The 25472-nt window shown below is 63.7% G+C and carries 24 protein-coding genes and 1 pseudogene; 9 read left to right on the top strand and 16 right to left on the bottom strand.

The genetic code is table 11. The features are described from left to right. Window positions 1-288: 288 nt before the first annotated feature. The 6 genes from N181_RS14100 to pqqA all read right to left on the bottom strand — a co-directional run bounded on the left by N181_RS14100 (window position 289) and on the right by pqqA (window position 4848). Window positions 289-1320: an AraC family transcriptional regulator gene (locus N181_RS14100; RefSeq protein WP_037433132.1), complete on the bottom strand. Its 1032-nt coding sequence runs from the start codon at window positions 1318-1320 to the stop codon at window positions 289-291. Window positions 1321-1629: 309 nt separating this feature from the next. Further along, window positions 1630-2745: a pyrroloquinoline quinone biosynthesis protein PqqE gene (gene pqqE, locus N181_RS14095; protein WP_060563450.1), complete on the bottom strand. Its 1116-nt coding sequence runs from the start codon at window positions 2743-2745 to the stop codon at window positions 1630-1632. After that, a complete protein-coding gene (pqqD, locus tag N181_RS14090) occupies window positions 2742-3035 on the bottom strand; it encodes a pyrroloquinoline quinone biosynthesis peptide chaperone PqqD (RefSeq protein WP_037433122.1) in 294 nt (97 codons plus the stop codon). Before pqqD ends, pqqE begins: the two co-directional genes overlap by 4 nt. Beyond that, complete coding sequence (gene pqqC, locus N181_RS14085) at window positions 3032-3799, bottom strand: pyrroloquinoline-quinone synthase PqqC (RefSeq protein ID WP_037399386.1); 768 nt, start codon at window positions 3797-3799, stop codon at window positions 3032-3034. Before pqqC ends, pqqD begins: the two co-directional genes overlap by 4 nt. Then, complete coding sequence (gene pqqB, locus N181_RS14080) at window positions 3796-4707, bottom strand: pyrroloquinoline quinone biosynthesis protein PqqB (RefSeq protein ID WP_037433120.1); 912 nt, start codon at window positions 4705-4707, stop codon at window positions 3796-3798. The genes pqqC and pqqB overlap by 4 nt, the downstream gene beginning before the upstream one ends. A 45-nt stretch (window positions 4708-4752) precedes the next feature. Beyond that, on the bottom strand, window positions 4753-4848 hold the full coding sequence (gene pqqA, locus N181_RS33120; protein WP_037399381.1) for a pyrroloquinoline quinone precursor peptide PqqA: 96 nt from the start codon (window positions 4846-4848) through the stop codon (window positions 4753-4755). 439 nt (window positions 4849-5287) lie between these two features. On the opposite strand from pqqA, the gene N181_RS14070 reads away from it, so the two are divergent. The 5 genes from N181_RS14070 (at window position 5288) to N181_RS14050 (ending at window position 12011) form a co-directional block, all read left to right on the top strand. Further along, window positions 5288-7054, top strand: a complete 1767-nt coding sequence (locus N181_RS14070) for a PQQ-dependent methanol/ethanol family dehydrogenase (protein WP_037399374.1) — start codon at window positions 5288-5290, stop codon at window positions 7052-7054. Between the two features lie 104 nt (window positions 7055-7158). Next, a complete protein-coding gene (locus N181_RS14065) occupies window positions 7159-7884 on the top strand; it encodes a response regulator transcription factor (protein WP_080579126.1) in 726 nt (241 codons plus the stop codon). A gap of 66 nt (window positions 7885-7950) precedes the next feature. Then, window positions 7951-9132: an FIST N-terminal domain-containing protein gene (locus tag N181_RS14060; RefSeq protein ID WP_037433118.1), complete on the top strand. Its 1182-nt coding sequence runs from the start codon at window positions 7951-7953 to the stop codon at window positions 9130-9132. Then, a complete protein-coding gene (locus tag N181_RS14055) occupies window positions 9129-11333 on the top strand; it encodes a hybrid sensor histidine kinase/response regulator (protein ID WP_080579125.1) in 2205 nt (734 codons plus the stop codon). The genes N181_RS14060 and N181_RS14055 overlap by 4 nt, the downstream gene beginning before the upstream one ends. Before the next feature lie 273 nt (window positions 11334-11606). Then, window positions 11607-12011 carry a pseudoazurin gene (locus N181_RS14050; protein ID WP_370009479.1) on the top strand — a complete coding sequence of 135 codons (405 nt, stop codon included), beginning with the start codon at window positions 11607-11609 and terminating at the stop codon, window positions 12009-12011. Here the strand turns inward: N181_RS14050 and N181_RS34785 are convergent. From N181_RS34785 to N181_RS14030, 5 genes are all read right to left on the bottom strand, one after another. Further along, on the bottom strand, window positions 11980-12267 hold the full coding sequence (locus N181_RS34785; protein ID WP_255876671.1) for an ATP-binding cassette domain-containing protein: 288 nt from the start codon (window positions 12265-12267) through the stop codon (window positions 11980-11982). The two genes, N181_RS14050 and N181_RS34785, sit on opposite strands and share 32 nt — an antisense overlap. 71 nt (window positions 12268-12338) lie before the next feature. Next, window positions 12339-12515 (bottom strand): hypothetical protein, encoded by a 177-nt coding sequence (locus N181_RS34780; RefSeq protein WP_234885883.1) that lies wholly within the window; start codon window positions 12513-12515, stop codon window positions 12339-12341. A 65-nt stretch (window positions 12516-12580) separates the two neighbouring features. After that, window positions 12581-12787, bottom strand: a complete 207-nt coding sequence (locus N181_RS34775) for a hypothetical protein (RefSeq protein WP_234885882.1) — start codon at window positions 12785-12787, stop codon at window positions 12581-12583. 27 nt (window positions 12788-12814) lie between these two features. Next, complete coding sequence (locus N181_RS14035; RefSeq protein ID WP_037433114.1) at window positions 12815-13783, bottom strand: YVTN family beta-propeller repeat protein; 969 nt, start codon at window positions 13781-13783, stop codon at window positions 12815-12817. 1 nt (window position 13784) lies between these two features. Continuing rightward, entirely contained in the window at window positions 13785-14972 is a 1188-nt protein-coding gene (locus tag N181_RS14030; RefSeq protein WP_037433111.1) for an ABC transporter substrate-binding protein, read from the bottom strand. Between the two features lie 157 nt (window positions 14973-15129). On the opposite strand from N181_RS14030, the gene pedF reads away from it, so the two are divergent. The 3 genes from pedF to N181_RS14015 all read left to right on the top strand — a co-directional run bounded on the left by pedF (window position 15130) and on the right by N181_RS14015 (window position 18030). Continuing rightward, window positions 15130-15816 (top strand): cytochrome c-550 PedF, encoded by a 687-nt coding sequence (gene pedF / locus N181_RS14025; protein ID WP_037433108.1) that lies wholly within the window; start codon window positions 15130-15132, stop codon window positions 15814-15816. Between the two features lie 3 nt (window positions 15817-15819). After that, on the top strand, window positions 15820-16722 hold the full coding sequence (locus tag N181_RS14020) for a substrate-binding periplasmic protein (protein ID WP_037433107.1): 903 nt from the start codon (window positions 15820-15822) through the stop codon (window positions 16720-16722). A 324-nt stretch (window positions 16723-17046) separates the two neighbouring features. Continuing rightward, window positions 17047-18030: a L,D-transpeptidase family protein gene (locus tag N181_RS14015; protein ID WP_037433104.1), complete on the top strand. Its 984-nt coding sequence runs from the start codon at window positions 17047-17049 to the stop codon at window positions 18028-18030. Between the two features lie 67 nt (window positions 18031-18097). Here N181_RS14015 and N181_RS14010 read toward each other — a convergent pair. From N181_RS14010 to N181_RS13990, 5 genes and pseudogenes are all read right to left on the bottom strand, one after another. Further along, window positions 18098-18831 (bottom strand): annotated as a pseudogene (locus tag N181_RS14010) (ABC transporter ATP-binding protein). Beyond that, on the bottom strand, window positions 18828-19646 hold the full coding sequence (locus N181_RS14005; protein WP_037433098.1) for an ABC transporter ATP-binding protein: 819 nt from the start codon (window positions 19644-19646) through the stop codon (window positions 18828-18830). Before N181_RS14005 ends, N181_RS14010 begins: the two are co-directional and overlap by 4 nt. Next, window positions 19643-20947 (bottom strand): high-affinity branched-chain amino acid ABC transporter permease LivM, encoded by a 1305-nt coding sequence (gene livM, locus N181_RS14000; RefSeq protein ID WP_037433096.1) that lies wholly within the window; start codon window positions 20945-20947, stop codon window positions 19643-19645. The genes N181_RS14005 and livM overlap by 4 nt, the downstream gene beginning before the upstream one ends. A 4-nt stretch (window positions 20948-20951) precedes the next feature. Further along, complete coding sequence (locus N181_RS13995) at window positions 20952-21869, bottom strand: ABC transporter permease subunit (protein WP_037433094.1); 918 nt, start codon at window positions 21867-21869, stop codon at window positions 20952-20954. Window positions 21870-21939: 70 nt separating this feature from the next. Next, window positions 21940-23064, bottom strand: a complete 1125-nt coding sequence (locus N181_RS13990) for an ABC transporter substrate-binding protein (protein WP_037433091.1) — start codon at window positions 23062-23064, stop codon at window positions 21940-21942. A gap of 316 nt (window positions 23065-23380) precedes the next feature. Here N181_RS13990 and N181_RS13985 point away from each other — a divergent pair, with 316 nt between their 5' ends. After that, window positions 23381-25462, top strand: coding sequence for a hydantoinase/oxoprolinase family protein (locus tag N181_RS13985; RefSeq protein WP_060563448.1), 2082 nt, complete (start codon window positions 23381-23383; stop codon window positions 25460-25462). Window positions 25463-25472: the final 10 nt, after the last annotated feature.

The raw sequence follows: 25472 nt of genomic DNA, 5'->3' as shown, positions 1-25472 counted from the left end.
ATCCTCTCCTCGCGGATCCTGGATGAGCAGGTTCCCGCTCTGTGGCGGACGGCGGGCGGGATAGGCCGCGCCGTCACGCCTTGCAGCGGCGGCACAGCATCATATGATCGAACCTGCAATACAACAGGCGGGACCCAGAAGCCAGCCAGGTGCGGATTCTCGAGGCCCCGTCCCGTCGATCTACGATCCTTAAATCGGGATCGATTTAAGGAATCATGCAGCAGTTCAAGGTGCTACATCGACCTTAGCGCGTCCGACTGGCCGCGCGGTGCTGTAGCCCAACGCGGACTACCTTTGCGCGTCCGAAGTGATGTAAGTCGCCGTAGAGCTGCCCACACGTCGTCTTGTGTCGGACGGGTTTTCGCCATAGGTCGACCGGTAGACCGCGGAAAACCGCCCGAAATGGAAAAAGCCCCACTTCAGGCAGATCTCTCTCATCGGCTGGTTGTTTTCGGGATCGAGCAGGTCCTGTCGTGCGGCGCGCAGCCGAAGCCTGAGGAGATAGGCGGCGGGGGTCGTATCCCTGAAAGCACGGAAACCGGTTTCGAGGGCGCGGACGGAGACGCCTGCCGCCTCGGCCACCATCGGCATCGTGATCGGCTGACTGATATTGGCCTGCATGAACTCGATCGCCCGGCGCACGTGGCGAGGCGCGATCAAGCACGGCTTCTTGTCCAGCAAATGCGATAGCCGGTGAGGAACCAGGCGCACCACCACGTCGGCCAGTGCCTGCGTGACATGCGCCATGGCGATCGGCGACTGCAGCAGGGGACCGTTGTTGCGTATGCCGCCCATGATCGTTTCCGTGAGATTGCCGATCAACTGGCCGGCCGGCGTCGCCAAACTCACCTGGGGCAACAGGTTCAGAGACCCGTCGAAGGGCGCCTCGAAAGTCTGCCCCAATGTCTGCAGGACGACGGACCAATTGATCAAGAGCTCGTCTACCACGTTTTCTTCGCCGCGCATGATGACGCTGTTGGGTTCGAAATTGTTGTAGAGAAGCAATTCTCCCTGCCCCGCCTCGGCCGTGCGGGGCCCGTAAGTCACTCCCATGCCGCCGCTTCGAGGCACGACGATCGACAAATACTCGGCCGTATCGGCGGTTGGCTCGATGTGGAACTGGAAATCGGTCTGATGGTAGCCGGTGATCAATACGGCACTGTCACAGGCCGAAATATCGATCCCCCAGCGGAAATCCCCGGCCTGGCTGATCGGCTCGGCATCGAATGTGCCGAACGCCCCGCCAAGCGTTTCGATCATGCTGTCGAATGACGAACCGCGAAACTGAAACGAGGCGTGTGCGGTGCTGTTTTCCGGCATGCTTTCCCGGTTTTTCCCTCAAAGCGGCACGCGGTGGCGCGAATTGGCCGGGAGCATAGAGCCGGCAAGATCGATGCGCAACAGCGTCCGCGACGATGCCGCCGGGACAGTCTTGACTTGCGTGGACACCCCGCGCGATCGCCTGCGGCCATGGCGCTGCCGACACGCATGTGTGTGTGAGCCGTTGAAGACTTTCGGGGCGCTCGACCGTCTGCACCTACCTTGTATTCCAAGGGAAAAGCTAGACGAACACAGAGGACGGCCACGGCTCTGCCTGCGTGGTCAAGCACAAATACAGCAGGAATGCCCTCACCGGCCGCGGAAAACCAAGTCTGCCGACGACAGCGCCAGCAGCCGATCCGTATCCTCAGTCAAGCCGTCTCGCAGCGGCGATCGAACGCAAACCGGATCCGTCGCGCTGGCGTCACCGGCAAGCGCCATGGCCCGGCAACGGCAGCCGCCGAAATCCACATTCTTGCGCTCGCAGCTCCGGCAGAGCTCCGGCATCCATGCATCGCCACGATAGGAATTGAAGGCGTCGCTCTCGTACCAGATCCGAGCGAGTGAACCGTCGCGCACATTTTCGAAGGAGAGGCTCGGGATGGTCTCCGCCGCATGACAGGGGAGCACCCGGCCCGACGGCGTGACGTTCAGGCCGACACGGCCCCAACCACCCATGCAGGCCTTTGGATAGCTGGAATGATAATCGGCCGGCACATAGTCGATCTCGATCGTGCCTTCGTATTTTCGGCGCGCTTCGGCAACGGTGTTGGTCGCACGCTCGACCTGCGGCCGTGTCGGCAAGAGAGCCGCCTTGTTGCGCTCGGCCCAGCCGTGAAACTGCACCGTCGCGATTTCGATGCGCCGTGCCTTTAGCCCGATCGCCAGATCGATCATGTCGTCGATCTGATCCATGTTCTGCCGGTGGCACACTGCATTGACCGTTAGCGGGATGCCGGCGGCCGTCACCCAGCTCGCGACAGCCATTTTGCGGTCATAGCCGCCTCTATAGCCGCTGATCCGGTCGGCCCCCTCGCGCGAAACCCCTTGAAGGGAGAGCTGGACGTGGTCAAGTCCGGCGTCCGACAGGCCAGCAATCCTGGCTTCGGTCAGCCCGACGCCCGACGTGATCAGATTGGTATAGAGACCGAAAGAGGCGGCCGCCTTCGTCAGTTCGACCAAATCGCGCCGCGCAGCCGGCTCACCGCCGGACAGATGCAGATGCAGGACGCCGAGCTTGGCCGCCTGCTCGAATACGCCGATCCATTCTCCGGTCGAAAGCTCCTCCTCGGCACGCGTCAATTCGATGGGATTGGAACAGTAGGGGCATGCCAAGGGACAGCGGTGTGTCAACTCCGCCAGCATGGCCATGGGCGGCGGTACGCGCGTTGCATGGCTGACGGCATAGGAGATAGGCTTGCTCATTCGGCGAAGTCCAGCATGCGGCGGGCCGCGAGTTGCTGAATGAAGATCGTGATGTCGTTTGCAATTTCTTCCGCGGGCGCCTCAAACTCTGCCGCAAAGTCGTCTGCGATCCGATAGAGCGTCCGTTCACCGTCGAGGGCCTGGACGATCCGGACGGCGGTTTCGTCGAGGGCCATGGCGCGCTCCGGTGCCAACAGCACCAACTGGCCACGAACCGCGTCTTTGCGCAACCGCACGCCGCGGGCCAATTTGACGACGCTGGACCTCGAAATCGCCGGAGCCTCGGTCATGCTGCCGCCTCCGCCGTTGCCGCACCGGTGACGCCTTCCCGGCCATCCCAACCGCCAGGCGGAACGAGGCCCGGAGCAACGTAAGCCCCATAAAGCGCATCCAGCTGGGACCACAAGACCTCCGTCTTGAGGGTCAGCGCCGCGACCGCGGCATCCTGTTTTTCCGCCGTATCGGCATGGTCGAGGACATAGGCGAGGCCGAATTTCACATCCTGCGGCGCTTCCACCAGCCGTTGGCGGAAATAGGCAAGCGCCGCGTCATCGGCGAAGGCGTAGTGCTCAAGGAGACCGGCGATCCGCTCGGAATGGATTTTGGGCGCAAAGAGTTCAGTCAGCGAGGAAGCCACCGCTTCCAGCAGCGGCTGCTGGCGAACGAAGGCGACATAGGCGTCGACGGCAAATCGGGTTGCAGGCAGGACGCCCTTTGTGGAAGCGACGAAATCGGGATCGAGGCCGACCGCCTCGGCGAGGCGCAACCAGCGCCGGATACCGCCTCCGTCATCGAGCCCGCCGTCGTGATCCTCGATGCGGGAGCGCCATGCCCGACGCATTTGCGGGTCGTCGCAGCGCGACAGGAAGGCAGCGTCCTTCATCGGGATCCGGCTCTGGTAATAGTACCGGTTGATCACCCATGCACGAACCTGGGTCATGGTGCAGCGGCCGCCATGAAGCATCAAATGAAAAGGATGCTTGTCGTGGTAGCGTTCCTTTCCGATGCTTAGGAGCCGATCGTGAAACGCTTGTTTGTCTGCAGCGGTCGTCATAGGCGGATCTCCATTCCGTCGTACCCGACTTCGAAGCCGTGCCCTTCTGCACTCGCCCGCTCGGGACCGGCCTGCCAGATCGGGTTTGTATTGTTGATGTGGACATAGATCTTTCTCGGAACCTTCAGCGGCCCGAGCGCTTTGAGGCTGCCGTCTTTGCCTGCGATCGGCATGTGCCCCATGCGGCGGCCGGTCTTTTGACCGACGCCGGCTGCGATCATCTCGTCGTCGCTGAACAGCGTACCGTCAAAGAACAAGGCGTCCGCACCTTCGAGGCGCGCGACGAGGCGGTCGCTCAGCGCGCCGCAACCCGGGATGTAGTAGACGCGTTTGCCGTCGGCCCTGAGTTCGAGCCCGACCGTCTGCTCGCCTTCGACCTCGAGTTCGGGATCACCATCTTCCAGAAAAAGCGGAACCTTGCCGGGCACGGCGAGGAGCCGCGCCTCAAGCCCTGGAAGTGGAAAGAAGGGCTCTTCGATGGCGACGACCCTTTTCGACACCAACCCCGGGTCGAGGACGCCAAAGACCGGATTGTCGGCGATCACCTCGGCCACCGCGCCGGTCGAGAACACGGTGAAAGGCTGCTTTTCCCGCAGCACGAGAAGTCCCGCCAGATGATCGATATCGCCGTTCGTCAGCACGACGCTGTTGATCGGGCTGTGACGGAGCCGTCGCGGCTGCAGCGCCCGATTGTCCTGTATCTGCTGGCGGATATCCGGAGAGGCATTGAAGATGGCCCAGGCCTCGCCGTCCAGGCTGACCGCCAGCGACGACTGCGTCTGTGGCCGCAGGGAATACCCCGGGTCGCGGGCGGCTGCGCAGTTCCGGCAACCGCAATTCCATTGAGGGAGGCCGCCGCCAGCGGCGGCCCCCAGGACGACAACACGAAGATCGGACGTGTTCTTCATTGGCTGACCTAACGAGTTGCCTGCCGACCAACGTGTGGCGGAGCGTCAAAAAAGGACCGGCTCGCTCCCGTCGGCGGGTGCGTAGCGGGTGATTTCCATGGCGCAGCTGACGTCGATGAATTTTGGTGCATGCCAGGACATGTTTTCTCCATTCGCTTCAGGCGGTTTGGTGCCCGTTCCGGCCCTTGCAGGCGCCGTCGCAGCCGGGTCGAGCACGGAACAAGCGTCGTTTGTCGGAACGCCGCTTGGGTGAGAAGCCGGGACGGCTTTCTGCCGCACCGGCAAGGCCCGGCAACGGCGCCGCCGCCGGGCTTTTTCGCATCGGTGGTCGTGGCTCAGATCAAACTGGTCAACACCACGGAACCCCGCTTTTCGTGCCAATGGTAGCAACCATGCGGGGGCCGGCAATACGACCTAGAGACAATCGACAACGGGTCTTGAACCCTGAGGCGCCCATTAAGCCCGGCCGCACCCGCCATTACGACCAAGGTGCAATATCCGCGGCTTTGTCGCGGGAGGATGATCGGTGCTGCCAGACGGTTGCGGCTCGCGCAACGGATTGCGAGGGAAGGAGAAGGATATGCAAAGATTGATGCTGACTGCCGTGACGCTCCTGTCACTGGCGGGACTGGCCAAGGCGGAGGTGACGGAGGAGGACCTCGCCAAGGATGCCACTACGGTCGGCGACGTGCTCACCAACGGCATGGGAAGGGGGCTGCAGCGTTACTCGCCCCTCGAAACGCTGAACAAGACGAACGTCAAGAACCTGCTGCCCGCCTGGGGATTCAGCCTCGGCGGAGAAAAACAGCGCGGCCAGGAAAGCCAGCCGATCGTCTATGATGGCGTGATGTATATCACCGCCTCCTACAGCCGGCTTTTCGCCATCGATATCAAGACCGGAAAGGAGCTCTGGCAGTTCGACGCCCGCTTGCCCGAGGGTATCCTGCCCTGTTGTGACGTGATCAACCGCGGTGCCGCCATCTACGGCGACAATATTTACTTCGGCACCCTGGATGCCCGCCTAGTCGCACTTAACCGCAAGACGGGCGATGTGGTCTGGAACAAGAAGATCGCCAACTACAAGGAAGGCTACAGCTATACGGCCGCGCCATTGATCGTGAACGGCCTGGTCATCACCGGAAATTCCGGCGGCGAGTTCGGTATCGTCGGCGAGGTCCAGGCCCGCGATGCCAAGACCGGTGAAATGGTATGGACCCGTCCGGTCATCGAAGGGCATGTCGGGAGCTACAAGGGCAAGGAAAGCTCCATGACCGGGACGCTGAATGCGACCTGGCCGGGCGACCTTTGGAAGACCGGCGGCGGCGCCACCTGGCTCGGCGGCTCCTACGACGCCGATACCGATACGCTGGTCTTCGGCACCGGCAACCCCGCTCCGTGGAACAGCCATCTGCGCAACGCCGGCAAGCCGGTCGAGGGCAACAAGGGCGACAACCTCTACGCCGCGAGCCGCCTCGGCATCAATCCGGAGAATGGCGAGATCAAGTGGCACTTCCAGACCACTCCGAGGGAAGGCTGGGATTTCGACGGCGTCAATGAAGTCGTGCCCTTCATCTCCAAGGATGGCACGAAACGCTTCGCGACCGCCGATCGGAACGGCTTCTTCTATGTCCTCAACCGCGAGGACGGAAAGTTCGTCGCCGCCTATCCGTTCGTCAAGAACATCACCTGGGCGAAGGGTATCGATGAGAACGGCCGGCCGATCTATGCCGAGGAAAACCGCCCCGGCGATCCGTCTTCGGCGGCCGACGGCGGCAAGGGGCAGCAGGTCTTTTCGGTTCCCTCCTTCCTCGGCGGCAAGAACTGGATGCCGATGGCCTACAGCCAGAAGAGCGAGCTCTTCTATGTGCCCTCGAACGAATGGGGCATGGATATCTGGAATGAGCCGATCTCCTACAAGAAGGGCGCCGCCTATCTCGGGGCCGGCTTCACCATCAAGCCGCTGTTCGAAGACTATATCGGCTCGCTGAAGGCGATCGACCCGAACAGCGGCGAGATCAAGTGGGAATACAAGAATGCCGCGCCCCTGTGGGGCGGTGTCATGGCCACTGCCGGCGGCCTGGTCTTCGTCGGAACGCCCGAGGGTGAATTCAAGGCGCTCGACGACGAGACCGGCGAAGAGCTCTGGTCCTTCCAGACCGGCTCGGGCGTGGTCGGCCAGCCGATCACCTGGGAGCAGGACGGCGAGCAATATGTATCGGTGATCTCCGGTTGGGGCGGTGCGGTTCCGCTTTGGGGCGGCGAAGTCGCCAAGAAGGTCAACTACCTCAACCAAGGTGGTATGGTATGGACCTTCCGCTTGCCGAAACAGCTGGCTTTGGCAAAATAGGGGACAAGGGGCTGGGCTTGGTCGCCCGGCCCCCTGACCGATGCGACAATGACCATTGCGACAATGACCGTTACGACAATGGCAGAACGGTGCGGGGCGCTCACATGATCATCATCCGCAATTCCTTCCAGGCACCGCGTACGATTTCGCCGGTGCAGCCGCTGTATAAGCCTGTCGAGCTGCGATCGGCACTGATCGTCGACGACCATCCCTTGTTCTGCGATGCGCTTGCGATGACTTTGAGCGGACTCGTCGGCATTCAGTCGATCGAGTCCGTCGGCACGCTGGATGCGGCTCTCACTCGTCTGGAAGAGGATGGGCCGCGGCCGGATGTGGTCGTGCTGGACCTCAATCTGCCTGACGTCCACGGGCTGGATGGCGTCGTGCGGCTCCGCCAGGCCGCTCCTCAAATTCCGATCGTCGTCGTCTCGTCCCTCGACGAGTTGAGGGTCATCCGCGCATTGCTCAAGGCGGGCATCAACGGCTTCGTACCGAAGCATGCCGCCCGGGACGAGTTTCGCGCCGCCTTCGCGGCGATCGCGCGAGGCGAAATCCATGCGCCGCAGATGGCCCTGGAACCGGGCAGCCCCTCCCTGTCGGACGAGGCCGTCGCCCGGCTGGGGCTGCTGACGCGACAACAGGCGAAAATACTGCAATTCGTCTGCGCCGGCCTGATGAACAAACAAATCGCCTATGAACTTTCCATTGCCGAGACCACGGTGAAGGCGCACGTTACCGCGATCATGCGGAAACTTGGCGTGCAGACGCGCATGCAGGCCGTCTTGTTCGCACAGGAGGCGCGCTTTACGGCACTGGCGCCGGAGGACTGACGCCCGCTGCCCGCGTGGGTTCGCAGCTTAAAGCAAGCTGCATTGCGGTTCGCGGAGGAGGAGGGAATGAGGATATTCGGCGGAAGCGGCGTGGTTCGCGACGCGATCGTCCCAAGTGCCAGTACGGCGGCAAGCGATCCGAATGCCGCGGAAACCTTGTCGCGCCAACTGGGACCCGGGCCGTTTTCCCTGATCATGCTTTTCATGTCGCCGGCCGCCGACCTGGAGCGCCTGCCGGCGGACGCGGCGCGCGCCTTCGCCGGCGTCCCGATCGTTGGCTGTACCACTGCGGGCGAGATTTCCGGCGCCGGCTATGACGAGGGCACCGTCGTCGCACTCGCCCTGCCTTCCGAATTCTTCCGCGTCGATACCGTCACGATTCCCGACCTTATGCGGCTCGATCCGCCCGCGCTCGCCGCGGCCATCGTTCGCAAGCGCGTGGCGATGTCCCAGCAATACCCCGAGCTGGCGCATGAATTCGCGATGCTGCTCGTCGATGGGCTGTCGCAGAAGGAGGACGAATTGACCTCCGCCCTTGCCGCCGGCCTCGGTGCGATGCCCATGCTCGGCGGCTCGGCCGGCGATGGAACGCGCTACGCCCGCACCTTCGTGCTCGACGGCGATCGGCTGTCGCGCAACGCGGCCGTTCTGGCGCTGGTGCGTACGGAGTGTCCGGTCCGCGTTTTCAACTTCGACCACCTCATCCCTACCGAAAGACGCATGGTGGTCACCGAGGCCGATCCGCGCCGCCGCGTCGTCCGGCAGATCAATGCCGAACCGGCGGCGCGTGAATACGCCCGCCTCGTCGGCAAGGACCCGCAACAGCTCAGCCCCTTCACTTTCGCCGCGCATCCGGTCGCGGTCCGCATGGGAGCGCGCCATCACGTGCGCGCCATCCGTCAGGTGATGGAGAACGGCGATCTGGTTTTCTTCTCGGCCATCGACGAGGGCGTCGTGCTGACGATCACCGAGCCCGCGGACATGGTCGGCCAGCTCAAACGCGAACTCGCCGGCCTGTGCATGCCGGAGCGGCCGACGGCGATCCTCGCCTTCGACTGCATCCTGCGCCGGCTGGAGGCTGAAGAGAAACAGGTCGTCGGCCGGGTCTCCGGGCTCTTGCGCCGCTATGGCGTCGTCGGCTTTTCGACCTATGGCGAACAGTTCGGGCCGATGCATGTCAACCAGACGATGACCGGCGTCGCCATTTACCCGCCCGGCACCGTGCTGCCCGAGAAGGTCCCGGAATGACCCGCATCTCCGACTGGCTGATCGATCCTGCCGACAACCCCGAGCGCAATACCGCGAAGCTTCTGACCATCGCCGAGGTGCTGATGCGTCAGGTCGAACAGGCCTCCGGCGAACGCGGCGTCGCCTACGAGCAGTTCCAGCGCGCCGCCCTCTTGGAAGATCGGGTGCGGCAGCGCACGTCCGACCTTGAATCCACGCTGAAGATCCTCAACGAGACGAATGCGCGGCTGGCCGAGGCGAACCGTGCGGCCGAGCGAGCGCGCCGCAACCTTGCCGATGCCATCGAGGCGGTCGAAGAGGGATTTGCCCTGTTCGACGCCAGCGAAATCCTGGTGATGTACAATTCCCGATTTTGCTGTGATCTCGAGGACGTCCGCGCCACGCTTCGCCCGGGCCTGCCCTTTGCCGACTACATCGAGGCCTGTAGCCGTTCGCGCTTCCTCGCCTTTCCGAAGGGCGAGGGGCCTGCCGACTGGATGGCAACGCGGATGCAGCGCCATCGCACGCGCAGCGTCTTTCAGGTGGCGCTTGCCGGCGACCGCTGGCTGCAGGTGAGCGAGCAGCCGACCTCCGACGGCGGCACGGTGGTACTCCAGACGGACGTCACGGAAATCATCCGAATGGAGCGAAGCGAACGGGGCAGGATGCTGGACGATCAGGCCCGCCTGATCCACGCGACGTTGGAACATATCAACCAGGGCATATGCATCTTCGACGCGGCCGGCCGGCTGCTCGGCTGGAACGAACGGCTTCGCCTGTTGCTCGACATCCCGGTGACCGTGCTGCGCACCGGGACAGGCTTCGACACGCTGCAACGCTGGATGCAGCGTGACGGCGAACTGCTCAGTTCCATCACGCCCTCGGAGCTTTTCTCCTGGGCTGTCCAGCAGACGCAACGGCCGCCGCTGTTCCTGGAGATCCGCCGCACTTCGGGCGTGATGCTCGTGGTGTTTGCCGAGGAGACGCCGGACCGAGGTTTCGTCATGTCGTTCAGCGACGTGACGCGCGAACGGCAGGCGATCCAGGCGATGCAGCGCGCCAACGCCTCGCTCGAGGCGCGCGTGGCAGCCCGTACCGAAGACCTGCGCGCCGCGCTTGCCGATGCGGAGCGCGCCAATTCCACCCGCGCCCGCTTTGTCGCGGCCGCCAGCCACGACCTCCTGCAGCCGCTTTCCGCCGCCAAGCTCTTTGTCGCCTCGGCGCGCGACGAAACGGAAGACGAGCGGGCCGGCGGCACCCTCGACAAGGCGCACAAGGCGCTGGCGAGCGTCGAGGCGATCCTCGGTGCCCTCCTCGACATTTCGCGCCTGGACGAGGCGGTGGTCGAGATATCGCCCGTCCGTCTTGCGCCGTTGTTTGCGCAGCTCACCGACGAATTCGCACCCATGGCGGAACGCAAGGGCTTGCGGCTCGCCATCCTGCCTTGCGCTCTGACGGTCTTCAGCGATCCAACCTATCTCAGGCGCATCCTGCAAAACCTCATCAGCAATGCGATCCGATATACGCGCACCGGCCGCGTGCTCGTCGGTCCGCGGCGCCTGCCTGGCGGCGTACGGATCGAGGTGCACGATACGGGCGTCGGCATTGCTCCCGAGGACCAGCGGGCGATCTTTCGCGAGTTCCACCGCCTCAATGCCTCGGCATCCGCTTCGGAAGGGTTGGGGCTCGGCCTGGCGATCGTCGAACGCGCCTGCGCACTGCTCGGCCACCGTCTGACGCTGCACTCGACGCCGGGGCGCGGCACCTGCTTTGCCATCGAACTGGAACAGGCGCCGGCACGCGCCGTGGCGAGCTACCCTTGCGGCGATGCGATCGAGGACGGCGCGACGGGCGACGTCGGCGACCGCATCGCCCTTCTCGTCGAGAACGACGAGGAACTGCGCCATGCCATCAGCCTGGTTCTGGAGCGGCGCGGCATCACCGTTCTGGAGGTGGCAAGCGGCGAGGAAGCGCTGGAGCTGGTCGACGAAATGGGCATCGTTCCCGATCTTTACCTGGTCGACCAGCAGCTCGGCGACGGACTGACGGGCATCGAGACTCTGACGGCTCTCAAGCTGCGTCACGGCGACCGGCCGGCAAGGATCATCACCGCCGACCGGACGCCGAGTGTGCGCGACGCCTGCGCCGCGGCCGAGATCGAGATCATCTACAAGCCCCTCGATCCGGAGGTGCTCGACGCCTTCGTCACCAGAGGGGGATGAGGAAAGCGCTACTGCATGTTTCCTTGCGTAGTCGATTTAAGGAAAAGACGTGCAGCAAATCAAAGTGCTACAGCGACCTTTGTGCGTCTGAAAAGACGCGCAACAGACCTCGCCCTTCGTCTCAACCTCTTGTAATCCCTTGCGTTTACCGCCAGCATCCGCTGACCGGCACCAAGGTCGCATTGCGAGCCCGCCGTCTTTCGATGTTTCCTGTGGGCAGTCGAAAGCCGCAGGGAGAAGCGCATGCTGAGAAGAATCGGAATTGTAGCCGCGATGGTGCTCATGGCAGGAGTGGCCTATGGCGGAGAACATGAAGTGAAGATGCTGAACAAGGGAGAGAGCGGGGCCATGGTCTTCGAACCGGCCTTCGTGAAGGCCGCTCCCGGCGACACGATCCGCTTCGTGCCCGTGGACAAGGGCCACAATGTCGAGTCGATCAAGGGGATGCTGCCGGACGGCGTCGACAAGTTCAAAAGCAAGGTCAACGAGGAATATGTGATGACACCGACCGTGCCCGGCCTCTACGGCGTGAAGTGCTCGCCGCATTTCGCGATGGGCATGGTGGCGCTGATCCAGGTGGGTGACGTGCCGGCCAATGTCGAAGCCGTGAAGGCCGTGAAACTGCCGAAGAAGGCCGATGAACGGATCAAGGAGGCGCTTGCCGCTTCGGCGCCCTGAGACCGTGGCGGTGCAGTCGCCGTGCATCTTCGAACGCCGTGCGTCCTCGCGGACGCACGGCGTTGTTGTGCTTTGACTTGAGAACGTTCCATCCCTTGGGTCGCCGCCGATCCAAGGATGGGGATGGGCCGGCGACGAAGATCGCTCCAGTTCGTGGGGTGAACAGCCGGGTGAGCAGGCCGTAGAGCGTCGATTTGCCGACGCCGTTCGGCCCGAGCAGCGCGCAGAACTGACCCCGCGCCACGGAGAAAGTCACCTCGTCGGGGGCCCGCCGCGCGCCCCAATCATGCGTGATCGCCTCGACCGCCAGCCCGCCCACGCCTGTCCCTATTCGATAGTGACGGCCACTTTCTGCAAGTCGCCGCTGGTGCCCGGAACCTTCAGCTCGTAGCTGCCTGGCACGACCGCGACGAAGCTGATTTCCGCCTCACCCGCTTCGTCGAACTCCAGCGAAGCGACGCCGAGCGGCCGGGTCTCGATGCCTTTGATGACGATCTCGTTCATCCAGGTGGCGCGGAAGAACCCCGCACTTTCGAGCGCCAGTTCCTGGCTGCTATCGGTCTCGACCGTCAGCAGCTGCCGGACTTGAGCCGCATCGGTTCTGCGGCGAGTGCGGCGCCGGCGGAAAGCGTCAGCTTCGGCAGTTCCTTGCGGTTCGGCGCCAAAAGAAGCCCGGCGAGCCCCATCTCGAGTGTCTCGCTCTCATCATCGGCCAGATCCACGCCGTTCGGCAGGGCCAGCGCCAGCAGCGCGGCAAACAGGATCCTGTGCCTCATCCTCTCTCTCCTCGCTCTCGACGTCCGTCAGGGCCGCGTCGCCGCCCCCCAGGGAAAACGGCCGACCTTGATCGATTTCAGCGCTTGCCGCTCTGCCACATCGATGACCGTGACGTCGCCGGAAACGCCGTTCGTGGTGAAAAGCTGGGTCTGATCCGGCGAAAGGGCCATGTGCCAGACGCGCCGGCCTACCAGGATGTAGTCTTCGACCGCGAAGGTCTTCATGTCGATCACCGCGACGTGGTTTGCCGGACCGAGCGCGACGAAGGCCGTCTTGCCGTCGGGTGTGAACTTGAAACCGACGGGCTGGATCAGGTCGTCTTTGACGCCGGTAATGGCGAAGCGGATCTTGGCCTTCTCCGACCGGGTCGCGACGTCGAACACGGTCACGCTGCCGCCGATTTCGGAGGACACCCAGAGCTCCTTGCCGTCCCTGGTGAACTCCGCATGGCGAGGACGACTGTCGACGAGCGTGTTGGCGACGATCTTCATCGTCGCCGTATCGATCCAGTGCGCCATGCTGGTCGTCTCGGAGGTTGTCACGACGATCTTGCCGTCGGCCGAAACGGCCATGCCTTCCGGCTCTATGCCGACATTGATCTGCGCCACGACCTCCCGCCTATCGACGTCGACCACCGTCGTCACCGCATCGTCCTCGTTGGCGATCCACAAGTGCTTGTCGTCGGGGGCCAGCACGAACTGCTCCGGATCTTCCCCGGAGGGCAGCTCGTGGAGGATTTCGCCGGTCGCCGGATCCATCACTTCGACCGCATCGCTGTCGGACGCGCAGATATAGACACGCGAATGGTCGGAGCTGAAGGTGATCCCGCGGGGCCGCTCACCGGTCGGAATGGTGCGGATGACTTCGAGCGTCGCGGTGTCGATGACGGAGATATCGTCGTCCTTCTCGTTCGTCACCCAGATTTCGCCGGCCGCTGCGACAACGGGAAACGCAGCGATGGGGAGCGCAACCAGGACAAGGTAGATCCGTCTCATTCTAGCCTCCGAATGCCTTGCAGGCGCTTTCCGCGCGGTCGAGACCAAGCGTGTCCATGTCGTTTTCCTGATGCAGGTAGCCATCGATCGGCGTGAGCTCCACGAGCGCGCGGGCATTGACGACCGGCATTGGCTGGCGCAATTGGCCGTTCCAGCGCCGATAGGTGAGCGGACGGCCTTTGAAACCGTCGAGCCCGAAGGCATCCGACAGGATGTGGGACCTGAGCTTCGCCGGGTCGGCGGAATTGATGCGTGTCACCGCCTCGCCGACCGAGCGCAGAGCGGTCCAGGCGGCATAGTCGCGCGGCCGCATCTCGCGCTTTGCCGCGCTCTCGAAGCGGTTCTGCAACTGCACGGCTCCCCATTGCTCCAACACGGGCGCCCACCCCTCGCCGCGCAAACCGTCGGAGCCGGCGACCGGACGCGCCAGCCAGGTGTTGTCGGCAACATAGCGAGCAAAGTCGTCTGCCTCGTCGGCGACAAGCAGCACATCGTGATCCGGCAGGTCCTGGGTGAACAACGACACCTCCTTGCCGGCTGTCCGCCGCAAGTCGGTGTTGAAGGTCCACGCCTTGAAGGCAAGGATTTCGACGCCGAATTTTGCCGCCGCGGCGCGCAGCGTGGCGGCATAGGCCTCGTCCTCAGGCCTCGGGCCGACAATCATGGCCGTGCGCGTCCAGCGCCGCGCTCTCAGCATCTGCATCAGCGCATCGGCGCGCATCGCGTCCTCGGGAATGCTGTGAAGGAGGTTGGCCCGGCAGTCGGCGTCGCGCAGCCGGCGCTCGCCGGATGCGACGTTGAAGATCAGCGCGCCGGCGGCCTCCGGCAGGTCGGCAACGGTCAGTATGCTTTCGGCGGGAGCATCGACAAGAATGACGGACGAGGCGGCGAGTACGGCTTTCGCGGCAGCAACAAGATCCCCTCCCGGCGCAACGGAAATCACCTTCAGCGTGTAGTGGTGCGCGAGGAACCCGCCGGTCGTTTCGGTATCGGCAAGGGCGGCCTTCGCCCCGGCGATGCCGAGGTCCGCGGGGATCGGGTCGAGGTTCGACAAGACCGGCGGCGCCTGCACCTCCTGTCGCAGATAGGTCATGGCGACGGTGACCTCCGCCCGTGCCGGACCGAAGCCACCGACAAGCGCGGCCAGGAGGCACGCGGAGATTTTCCATCTGATGCGGCGTTTCGGCATTGGGCACTCCTCCTCCGCCGAATTTAAGTCGTGGGTGACACGGCGTGGAATACGACCAAGGTGCCATGCCCGGCTCCGACATAGGTCGTATTCCGCGACATCGCCGATGAGCGGTAAGAAAATGCGGATCGGAACGAAGTCTTGCCAGGGAGGAAAGATGTCCACGAACCGTATCCGCGCCGGACTTGCGGCGCTTGCACTGCTCGGAACGGCGACGATCGTCGTCGCGCATGGCGATGTGGCGCCCCAGCCCGTCAACACCGACGCTCTACCGGAGGTCGGTGAGGAATGGCTTACGGAGAACCCGTATCGCGAGGAGAAAGTAGGACGCGACACCTGGCTGAAAGCCGTCGAGATCGGCGCTTCCGGATTCAACCAGAACTGCGCCCGCTGTCATGGGCTGGGCGCCGTATCCGGCGGGCTCGCTCCCGACCTCCGGCTCCTGGAGGCAGAAGAATATGGCGACGAGTGGTTCATCGAGCGCTTCCGTCTCGGCTACACCCAGGATGGCACGACGAAAATGCCGGCCTTCGGCGACATTCTCGGCCAAAAGGCTGCCTGGGCAATCCGCACCTATATCGAGACGCGGCCGGAAGACGGGGCGCTCGACGCCCACGCGGACCGGCTGCACGAAGTGCGCAACCAGTTGGCCTCATCCAAAGTATCGGACCCCAAGGCCCTGAAAGCCGAGCTCGAGAAAATCGCCGCCGAAGTCAAGACCGCGTCCGGCGCGCCGGTTGCCGACAGCGTCGCCTATGAGGCGGCCCGGGTGCTGGCCGATACGCCGGAGAGCTGGAAGAAGGCAAGCGACATCCTGACCGTCGGGCTTTCGGCATCGGAGTGAGCCATGCGCGCTCCTCGGACCGTGGTGCTCTCGGCATTGGCCTGCCTTGTCGTGCCGGCCGTGGCCTTCGCGCGATGCGAGGGCCACGTGCCGCAGCCGAAACCACAGAACACCTTTCCGCAGGACGTCGGACGCTCCTTCGACAGGATCCTCGAGGAGGGCTGGATCGAGTTCGCCCTCTACGAGGATTTCCCGCCATGGTCCCATGAGGAGAAGGGCGAAGTGCGCGGGGTCGACGTGGAGATCGGTCGGCTCATCGCCGCCGCACTCGGCGTCGAGCCCCGCTTCCGTCTCGTCCAGGCCGGCGAGACGCTCGACGCCGACCTCATCAACTATGTCTGGAAAGGAGCGGTTGTCGGCGGCCATGTCAGCGACGTCATGCTGCATGTCCCCTATGACAGCGACTATGCCTGCCGCATCGAACAAGTGACCTTCACCGGGCAATATGCGCAGGAGGCTATCGCCATCGCCTATGACAAGGCCGACTATCCCGACGAGGGACCGACGCCGCCCTACTTCCGTTTCGATACGGTGGCGGTGGAAAACGACTCGATTTCCGATTTCCATCTGACCTCGCTGCTCGGCCCAGAGGACAAGATCCGCCGCTACCGCAGCACCGCCCTCGCCGTGGACGCGCTGGCAGGCGGCGAGACCATGGCCGCGATGGGACCGCGGGCACAACTTCAGGCCGGCATTGCCGCTCATCCGGTTGCCACGCTGGCGGTGCACGAACCGCCACTCGTCGGTTTGGCGCGCGGCAAATGGACATTGGGCGTCGGCGTGAACTTCCAACACAAGGATCTCGCCTATGCAGTCGACGACGCGATCGCCGCGGCACTTGCCGATGGACGGATCGCGGCGATCTTCAAGGCCCAGGGTCTGACCTTCGAGCCTCCGGCGAGATAGCACCGCCAAGCCAGTGTGCTTCGGCGTCAATTCGAGCCAAGCGGCACCGTTGAACTGGGGTCGGAACCTCGATCGTCACTGCCAACGCTTCCAAGAAAATTGCGCCCGAGGAGGAACCGTGACGGTGATGATGGCCGTCGAGCGTGACCTGATCCGGCCTGGGAGACGCGGAGCAGCCGCTGGAGGCAGATCCGATGAATGCGGCGAGCCAGGACGCGTTGGACGGCCGACCGAGCAGGACCCGCCGGGGCCGCCTGGGAGGCTTGCGTCTGGCCGGACGATGACTGACGAGCCGATGGAACAAGTTTGCTGGCTGCAGATTTGATGGTCATGAAGAACATCGCTTTTTTCGCGGCATCACTGACATTGTGCCTCTGCAGCTCCGCCAGTGCCCAGGAGCTTCAGGCGGAAGCCATCAACAATGCTCCGCTCGCCTCCATCCCGCCGGAGCGACCATCCGAAGCCTCGCCTCGACCGGAGCCGGCAATCATTCATCTCCAGGTTCTTCTGGATCGCGCCGGGTCATCGCCCGGAGTGATCGACGGCTACTACGGCGAGAATGTCACCAAGGCGATTGCTGGATTCGAGGCGATGCAAGGTCTTCCCATCGATGGAAAGCTGGACCCCAAGGTCACCGAAAGGCTTTCAGCCGACAAGCCGGTCATCGAGCCTTATGTCATCTCCGAAGACGATGCCAAGGGTCTCGTCGACAGCATTCCCGAAGATTACGCCAAGCAAGCCGAGATGGAGCACCTCGGCTATACGAGTGTCGCGGAGAGACTGTCCGAGCGGTTTCACATGGACATCGACCTCTTGAAGGCGCTCAATCCGGGCTCGGCATTTGCCGTCGGAGAGACGGTGTCGGTTGCCGTGCCCGGCGTGGCGAAGGAGGGTACGGTCAAACGGATCGAGGCGCGCAAGCGAACCGGGCAAGTCCTGGCATTCGCTGAGGACGGCTCGCTGCTTGCAGTCTATCCCGCCACGATCGGCAGCGAAGAGGCGCCCTCGCCCGCTGGCACGCACAAGGTCAAGGGGGTCGCCCGAATGCCCGTCTATGTTTACAACCCCAAGGTTAACTTCCAACAGGGTGACAACAGCGAGGTTCTGGAACTCCCCAAGGGTCCCAACGGTCCCGTGGGAAGCGTCTGGATCGATCTGACGGAGCCAACCTACGGGATCCACGGCACGCCGCAACCGTCGCTCATCGACAAGGCGGGGTCACACGGGTGCGTTCGCCTGACAAACTGGGACGCGGAGGAACTGGCGGCTATGGTCAAGCCGGGGGTTATCGTCGCCTTCACCGACTGAACCCGTCTCGACCCGCAACCCGTTCGCCGGCAATACGTTTCCTTTCGCAAGGTTTTCAGTCGCTTGCTCAATGCAGCCCGAGATAGGCCTTGCGCACATCCTCATTGTCGAGGAGGGACGCGCTCTCACCCGACATGTGGATCCGCCCATTGACCATGACATAAGCGCGGTTCGAAAGGCGCAGCGCATGATGGGCGTTCTGTTCGACGAGGAAGATCGTCTTGCCCATCGAGGCGATTTCGGCGAGCACCTCGAAGATGCGTTTGACGATCAGAGGCGCGAGCCCCAGCGACGGCTCGTCGAACAGGATCAGCTCGGGCCGCGCCATCATAGCCCGGCCGATCGCCAGCATCTGCTGCTCGCCGCCGGACATGGTGCCGGCAATCTGGTTGCGGCGCTCCTTCAACCGCGGAAAGAGATCAAACATCGCCGCGCGATCGTCCTCGTAGCCGCTCATGCCGATTGCCGTCGTGCCCATCATCAGGTTTTCCTCGACGGTCAGTCGCTGTAGATCTGCCGGCCTTCGGGCACCAGCGCGATGCCTCGCGCCGCCACCCTGTTGGTCGGCAGCTTCGAGATGTCCTCGCCGCGGTGCAGGATTTTGCCGCGCGACGCCCTCGGCGCCCCGAAGATCGTCGAGAGCAGCGTGGTCTTGCCGGCACCGTTGGCGCCGATCAGGCTGACGATCTCCCCCTTCGATATGCGGATGTCGATGTTGCGCAGCGCCTGGACCGGTCCGTAATGCGCCTCGACGCCCCTGAATTCGAGGAGTGCTTCTGTGCTGCTCTGGTCGACGGTCATTCGGCCACCTCCTTTTCCTCAACGCCGAGATAGGCAGCGACCACGGCCGGATCGTTCGCGACCTCTTTCGGTGTGCCATCGGCGATCACCACGCCGTGGTCGAACACCACGACATGGTCAGAAATGCTCATCACCAGATGCATGTCGTGCTCGATCACCATCACGGTCAGGTCATGATCGGCGCGCAGACGCTGGATCACCTCCGACAACTCGATCGTTTCGGCCGGGTTGAGGCCGGCAGCCGGCTCGTCGAGGCAGATCAGCCTTGGCGAGGTGCACATGGCCCGAGCGATCTCCAGCCGCCGCTGCCGGCCGTAGGGAAGCTCGCCGGCAAGCCGGTTGGCGTCATCGACGAGGTTCATCTGTCCGAGCCAGTAAAAGGCCCGCTCGACCGCTTCGGCCTCGGCGCGGCGAAAGACGGCCGACTTGAACACGCCGCTCAGGAGATTGGCCTCGGTGTCGAGATGCTGGGCGACCAGCAGGTTTTCGACAACCGTCATCTCGCGAAAGAGCCGGATGTTCTGGAACGTCCTGGCGATGCCGGCGCGGGTGACGAGATGGGAGCCGCCGACGATCGGCCGGGACAGGAGCGCCCCGATGTCGCGGGGGCCTTCCGCCGTGCTCAGCACGATGCGGCCCTCGCTCGCCCGGTAGAAGCCGGTTATGCAGTTGAAAAGCGTCGTCTTGCCGGCGCCGTTCGGCCCGATGAGGGCGGTGATCGCACCCTTGTCGACCTTGAAATTGACGTTCTGGTTGGCGACGATGCCGCCGAAGCGCATCGTTACGTTTTCGACGGTGAGGACTGGCTCGGTCATTGCGCTGCCTCCGCGGCTGCGAGCGCCGGGACGGCGGCGGGAGCGGATGACGGGAAGAATGCCGGACGCTTGATCCTGACGAGGCCGCGGGGCCGCCAGACCATCATGACGACCATCAGGATGCCGAAGACCAGGACGCGATACTCGGCGAAGTCCCTCAACACTTCGGGCAGGATGGTCAGGACGAGCGCCGCCATGACGACGCCGAGCGTGGAGCCGAGGCCTCCCAGCACGACGATCGCGAGGATCAGGGCCGATTCGAAGAAGGTGAACGAGGTCGGGTTCACGAAGCCCTGGTGGACGGCGAAGAAGACGCCGGCAACGCCGCCGGTCGAGGCGCCCAGCATGAAAGCCGAGAGTTTCGTCGCCACATGGTTCACTCCGAGCGAGCGGCAGGCGATCTCGTCTTCGCGCAGCGCCTCCCAGAGCCGGCCAATCGGCATCGATTTCAACCGGTTGACGACATAAATGACCGCTGCGACGACGAGGAACAGCACAAGGTAGATGAACCAGAACTTGTAGTCGGCGCTATAGGAAATGCCGAAGAACTCATGAAACGGGGTGCCTCCCTGGCGCGCCGTGCGGGTGAACTCCAGACCTAAGAAGGTTGGCGCCGGTACGGCGGCGCCGTTCGGGCCGCCAGTGAAGTCGAGCCAGTTGTTGAGCACCAGGCGAATGATCTCCCCGAAGCCCAGCGTCACGATCGCGAGGTAGTCGCCATGCATGCGCAGCACGGGAAAGGCCAGCACCATGCCGCAGAAGGCGGCGATGAGCGGCGCCAATGCAAGCGCCCCCCAGAAGCCGAGGCCAAGATATTGCGCGCCGAGCGCCAGCAGATAGGCCCCGACCGCATAGAAGGCCACGAAGCCGAGATCGAGGAGGCCGGCAAGGCCCACGACGATATTGAGGCCGAGCCCGAGCAGCACGTAGATCAGCGCGAGGATCGCGACGCCCAGCCAGTATTCGTCGGCCATGAGCGGAAAGGCGAGACCAACGGCGAAGGCGATCGCCACGGCGGCATAGGGAAAGCGCTCGTTGCCGCTCTCGACAGTGACGCCGCTGCCGGCAGTCCCCGCCATCCTGGCGATCAGCCGGCGCCCAAGGGATGTTTCGAGAAACAGCGTGAACAGCACCCGCCCGATGGTCACCACCGACGCGATGATCAACGGCCGCGCGAGCTTGTTCTCGACGGTGAAGCCGGTAAGGACGAGGCCGGAGATCGGCCCGAAGACGATCAGGGACAGGACGAATGTGAAGACTGCCTCCTTGAGCAGCTTTGCTGGAATCTTTGCGTTGTCCATGGGGCTACACCTTCTGGATTTCCGGACGTCCGAGCAGGCCGTAGGGACGGAAGAAGAGGATGACGATGAGGAGCGCGAAGGCGAAGACATCCTTGTAGTCCGTGCTGACATAGCCGGCGAACAGCGCCTCGGTCAGGCCGAGCACCAGGCCACCGAGGATTGCGCCCGGCAGCGAGCCGATGCCGCCGAGCACGGCGGCGGTGAACGCCTTGATACCCATGACGAACCCGATGAAGAAGTTGAACGACCCGTAGTTGAAGGTGACGAGCACGCCGCCGACGGCAGCCGTCGCGGCACCGATGACGAAGACGGAGGAGATGATGCGGTCGGTATTCACCCCAAGGACCGCGGATATATGCCGGTTCTGCTGCGTCGCCCGGCATTGGCGCCCGAGCGTCGTGTAGGAGATGAGATAGGTCAGGATCGCCATGGCGACGAAAGAGGCCACAAGGATGACGAGCTGCATGTAGGTTATCTGCGCGAAGTCCTTGTCCGTTCCCAAGCGCAATGCGCCGCTGACAAGGACCGGTACGCCCTGATCGCGCGCGCCTTGCGCGACCTGGACGTAGCTCTGCAGCATCAGCGAAATGCCGATCGCCGAGATCAACGGGGCGAGCTTGGTGGAGCCGCGCAGCGGCCGATAGGCAACCCGCTCGATCGTCCAGCCATAGACGCCGGTGATGAAACAGGTGACGACCAGCACGGAGATAATGGCAAACGGCACGGAATCGACGCCGAAAGAGTGAAGGACGGCGAGCGTGATTGCCGCGACATAGGCCGACACCATATAGACGTCGCCATGGGCGAAATTGATCATTCTGATGACGCCGTAGACCATGGTGTAGCCCACCGCGATCAGGCCGTATATGGAGCCCAGAGTGATGCCGTTCACCAGCTGCTGGGCGAGAATGTAAAAGTCCATGGCGAACCCCTTTCCGCAATGACGATAGGAGAATGCCGGTCGGCTACCTGGCCGACCGGCACGCTGATCATCAATTGGCGGCGACGGGGGCGCCCTTGTCGTCGAAGCTGTAGAAGACGAACTTGAAGTCCTTAACGTCGCCCTTTTCGTTCCAGGCGAGGTTGCCGACGGCCGTCTTGACCGCGTTGTTGCGGAGCCAATCGACCTGAGCCTCCGTTTCGCCATTGTTGCTGCCCTTCAGCGCAGCGACGATGGTCTGGGCACTGGCATAGCCGAACAGCGTGTAGTTGTCCGGGGCAATGTTGGCCTTCTTCAATGCCTCCTGGGCCTCGGCGGTATCCGGGTCCTGCTTCGGATCGGCGGCCGAGGAGTAATAGACGTCCTTCAGGAACTGCGGGCCGCCAGCGGCGGAGACGATCTCCGTCTGGGCGAGCGCGTCGCCGCTGACGAACTTCACGGCAAGTCCCTGCTCGTGGATCTGGCGGATGAGCGGCCCTGCTTCAGGAATGAGCCCGCCGAAATAGACGGCGGTCGCGCCCGAGCTCTTGATCTTCGTCACAAGGGCATTGAAGTCCCGCTCGCCACGCGTCAGGCCCTCGTAAAGCACCGGCTCGACGCCGCGTTCGGCGAGGGTCTTCTTCAAGGCATCGACAAGACCCTGGCCATAGGTGTCCTTGTCGTGGATCAGCGCCACCTTGTCGAGCTTCAGCGTGTCGAGGATGAAGCCGCCGGCGACGACGGCCTGCTGGTCGTCGCGCCCGCAGGTGCGGAACATCGTGTCGAGGTCGCGGTCGGTCACGATCGGGTTGGTCGACGAGGGCGTCACCGTGAGGATGCCTGCGTCGGCATAGATTTCGGATGCGGGGATCGTGCTCGACGAGCAGAAGTGGCCGACGACGGCTTTCACCTTGTCCTGGTCGACGAAGCGGTTGGCGACCGCCACCGCCTGCTTGGGCTCGCAGGCGTCATCGCCCTTGACGAGCTCTATCTGCTTGCCGTCGATACCGCCTGCCGCGTTCACTTCATTGACGTAGGCCGAAGCGCCGGTCCAGACCTGCTCGCCGAAAGTGGCATTGGCACCCGTCATGGGGCCTGCAACGCCGATCTTGATCGTCTCTGCCGAAAAGGCCGACGACGCGGCGAGCAGCGAGCCGGCGAGGCTCGTTGCGGCAAGAAATTTTCCTATTGATTTCATTGACTTATTTCCCTCTGAATTGATCTGACGATAATTCTTTCCTGCCGCGGGTTGTCTCCCGCGTGCCGGCGCAGCGATTGCCGAATGCGGCCTGAAACCGCCGCCCTCCGTTTTCTCCTCCACCGGATTTGAAGTTCCAACAGGACCGCTCTTTCCAGTTGACACTTGTATGATAAGTGACATATGACTTCTGCGTCAAGCGGAATAATTTTGTTGCCTCTTGCCCTTGCCGCAGCACCCGTGGGAGTCATCTCTTCTCGGATGGCGGCTGGATGGAACGGCGGCTCAAAAGCAGCGAACGATGGGGAACTGAACAGTGACAAGCGCTTCTCGGAACTGCCGCGTCGGAGTCGACATCGGCGGGACGTTTACGGACATCGCCCTTGACCTCGATGGGACGCTCCACTCGACCAAGGTTCTGACCGACTACACCGCGCCCGAGCGCGCCATCCTGAAGGGCGTCAAGGCGGTCGCCGAGGCGGCTGGCATCGCGCTTTCGGACATCGACATCCTGATCCATGGAACCACGCTGGCGACCAACGCGCTGATCGAACGTCGTGGCGCGAAGACGGCTTTCATCACCACCGAAGGGTTCCGCGATGTGCTCGAAATGCGTACCGAGAACCGCTTCGAGCAGTACGACCTCAACATTTCGCTGCCCCCGGCGCTGATCCAGCGTGCCGATCGCTTCACCGTCCGCGAACGCATGAACGCGGCGGGTGAGGTTTTGCAGCCGCTCGACGCGGCGTCCGTCGCTCGCGTTGTCGACCAGGTCGCCAAAGGCGAATACGAGAGCGTCGCCATCGGCTTCATACATGCCTATGCCAACGGCGCGCATGAGGCTGCGGTGCGCGATGCGATCCTTAAGCGCTTGCCGCAGGTCTCCGTCTCGATTTCCTCGGATGTCTCGCCGCAGATGCGCGAATTCGAGCGCTTCAACACCGTCTGCGCCAACGCCTATGTGAAGCCGGCGATCAAGTCCTATCTCGACCGGCTCGTCGTCTCGCTGAAGGAGATCGGCGTCGGCTGCCCGGTGTACATGATCCATTCGGGCGGCGGCATCGTCTCGGTTGAAAGTGCGGCCGAGTTTCCGGTACGGCTCGTCGAATCGGGCCCTGCCGGCGGCGCGATCTTCGCGGCCGACATCGCCCGCCGCCACGGGCTCGACACCGTCCTTTCCTTCGACATGGGCGGCACGACGGCAAAGATCTGCCTGATCGAGAACCAGGTGCCGAAGACGGCGAAGACCTTCGAGGTGGCGCGCACCTACCGTTTCCGCAAGGGCAGCGGCATGCCGATCTCCATTCCGGTGGTGGAGATGGTCGAGATCGGCGCCGGCGGCGGCTCGATCGCGAGCGTCGACGTCATGCGCCAGATTCGTGTCGGGCCGCACAGCGCCGCGTCCGAACCGGGCCCGGCCTGCTACCAGCGCGGCGGCCTCAAGCCGACCGTCACCGACGCCGATCTGCTGCTCGGCAAGCTCGATCCCGACAATTTCGCCGGCGGCGCGATCCCTCTTTCGGTTGCCGCCTCGCGCGACGCGATGGACCGTGAGATCGGCGCAGGTCTCGGCCTCGACGCGGAAGGAGCGGCATACGGAACCTGCGAAATGGTCGACGAGAACATGGCCAATGCCGGCCGCGTTCACACCGTGGAAAACGGCAAGGACATCTCCGACTTCACCATGATCACCTTCGGCGGCGCTGGCCCGCTGCATGCGGCACGGCTCTGCGAGAAGATGGGGATCTCGACCTTCCTCGTGCCGCCCGGCGCCGGCGTCGGGTCGGCGATCGGTTTCCTGCGGGCACCGTTCGGCTACGAGTCGGTCCGCAGCGCCGTGTTCAATCTCTCGCGCTTCGACGTCGACGGCGCCAACCGGCTGATGGCCGCGATGAAGAGCGAGGCGCTGAGCTTCGTCGCCGGTGGCCTCGACACTGCCGATCCGGTCATCGAACGCGCTGTCTTCATGCGCTATGCCGGCCAGGGCTGGGACATTCCCGTTGCCCTGCCCTTCGAGCATTTCGATGCGGCGAGTGCCGAGCACATCCGGGCGCTTTTCGAGGAGGCCTACGCACGCTTCTTCGGCCGGGCGATCGAGGGCCTCGACATCGAGATCGTCAGTTGGGCCGTCAAGGCAAGCTCGGCCCTCCCCGAAGTTGCGCGGGTCGAAGCCGTCGGCCGACGCCGCAATGCCGAGCCCGGCAAACACCGCCGCCTGTTCGATGTCGGGCAGAGAGCGTTCCTCGAGGCAGGCATCCACGAACGCGAGAAGCTTTCCCCCGGTGACGTCGTTTCCGGCCCGGCGGTGATCGTCGAGCGCGAAACCTCGACCGTGCTCACCTCCTCCTTCGTCGCCACCGTCCAGGCGGACGGCTGCCTTCTCGTCACGCGCCGCTGAAAGGTTCCTG

It is taken from the genome of Sinorhizobium fredii USDA 205 (assembly GCF_001461695.1).
Taxonomy (GTDB): domain Bacteria; phylum Pseudomonadota; class Alphaproteobacteria; order Rhizobiales; family Rhizobiaceae; genus Sinorhizobium; species Sinorhizobium fredii.
This window is presented reverse-complemented; position numbering and strand designations above follow the sequence as displayed.

What these genes read in the sequence shown, in the direction of transcription:
- N181_RS14100 (WP_037433132.1), bottom strand. Translation starts at nt 1,320, where the DNA reads ATGCCGGAAAACAGCACCGCACACGCCTCGTTTCAGTTTCGCGGTTCG.
- pqqE (WP_060563450.1), bottom strand. Translation starts at nt 2,745, where the DNA reads ATGAGCAAGCCTATCTCCTATGCCGTCAGCCATGCAACGCGCGTACCG.
- pqqD (WP_037433122.1), bottom strand. Translation starts at nt 3,035, where the DNA reads ATGACCGAGGCTCCGGCGATTTCGAGGTCCAGCGTCGTCAAATTGGCC.
- pqqC (WP_037399386.1), bottom strand. Translation starts at nt 3,799, where the DNA reads ATGACGACCGCTGCAGACAAACAAGCGTTTCACGATCGGCTCCTAAGC.
- pqqB (WP_037433120.1), bottom strand. Translation starts at nt 4,707, where the DNA reads ATGAAGAACACGTCCGATCTTCGTGTTGTCGTCCTGGGGGCCGCCGCT.
- pqqA (WP_037399381.1), bottom strand. Translation starts at nt 4,848, where the DNA reads ATGTCCTGGCATGCACCAAAATTCATCGACGTCAGCTGCGCCATGGAA.
- N181_RS14070 (WP_037399374.1), top strand. Translation starts at nt 5,288, where the DNA reads ATGCAAAGATTGATGCTGACTGCCGTGACGCTCCTGTCACTGGCGGGA.
- N181_RS14065 (WP_080579126.1), top strand. Translation starts at nt 7,159, where the DNA reads ATGATCATCATCCGCAATTCCTTCCAGGCACCGCGTACGATTTCGCCG.
- N181_RS14060 (WP_037433118.1), top strand. Translation starts at nt 7,951, where the DNA reads ATGAGGATATTCGGCGGAAGCGGCGTGGTTCGCGACGCGATCGTCCCA.
- N181_RS14055 (WP_080579125.1), top strand. Translation starts at nt 9,129, where the DNA reads ATGACCCGCATCTCCGACTGGCTGATCGATCCTGCCGACAACCCCGAG.
- N181_RS14050 (WP_370009479.1), top strand. Translation starts at nt 11,607, where the DNA reads ATGGTGCTCATGGCAGGAGTGGCCTATGGCGGAGAACATGAAGTGAAG.
- N181_RS34780 (WP_234885883.1), bottom strand. Translation starts at nt 12,515, where the DNA reads ATGAACGAGATCGTCATCAAAGGCATCGAGACCCGGCCGCTCGGCGTC.
- N181_RS34775 (WP_234885882.1), bottom strand. Translation starts at nt 12,787, where the DNA reads ATGAGGCACAGGATCCTGTTTGCCGCGCTGCTGGCGCTGGCCCTGCCG.
- N181_RS14035 (WP_037433114.1), bottom strand. Translation starts at nt 13,783, where the DNA reads ATGAGACGGATCTACCTTGTCCTGGTTGCGCTCCCCATCGCTGCGTTT.
- N181_RS14030 (WP_037433111.1), bottom strand. Translation starts at nt 14,972, where the DNA reads ATGCCGAAACGCCGCATCAGATGGAAAATCTCCGCGTGCCTCCTGGCC.
- pedF (WP_037433108.1), top strand. Translation starts at nt 15,130, where the DNA reads ATGTCCACGAACCGTATCCGCGCCGGACTTGCGGCGCTTGCACTGCTC.
- N181_RS14020 (WP_037433107.1), top strand. Translation starts at nt 15,820, where the DNA reads ATGCGCGCTCCTCGGACCGTGGTGCTCTCGGCATTGGCCTGCCTTGTC.
- N181_RS14015 (WP_037433104.1), top strand. Translation starts at nt 17,047, where the DNA reads ATGGTCATGAAGAACATCGCTTTTTTCGCGGCATCACTGACATTGTGC.
- N181_RS14005 (WP_037433098.1), bottom strand. Translation starts at nt 19,646, where the DNA reads ATGACCGAGCCAGTCCTCACCGTCGAAAACGTAACGATGCGCTTCGGC.
- livM (WP_037433096.1), bottom strand. Translation starts at nt 20,947, where the DNA reads ATGGACAACGCAAAGATTCCAGCAAAGCTGCTCAAGGAGGCAGTCTTC.
- N181_RS13995 (WP_037433094.1), bottom strand. Translation starts at nt 21,869, where the DNA reads ATGGACTTTTACATTCTCGCCCAGCAGCTGGTGAACGGCATCACTCTG.
- N181_RS13990 (WP_037433091.1), bottom strand. Translation starts at nt 23,064, where the DNA reads ATGAAATCAATAGGAAAATTTCTTGCCGCAACGAGCCTCGCCGGCTCG.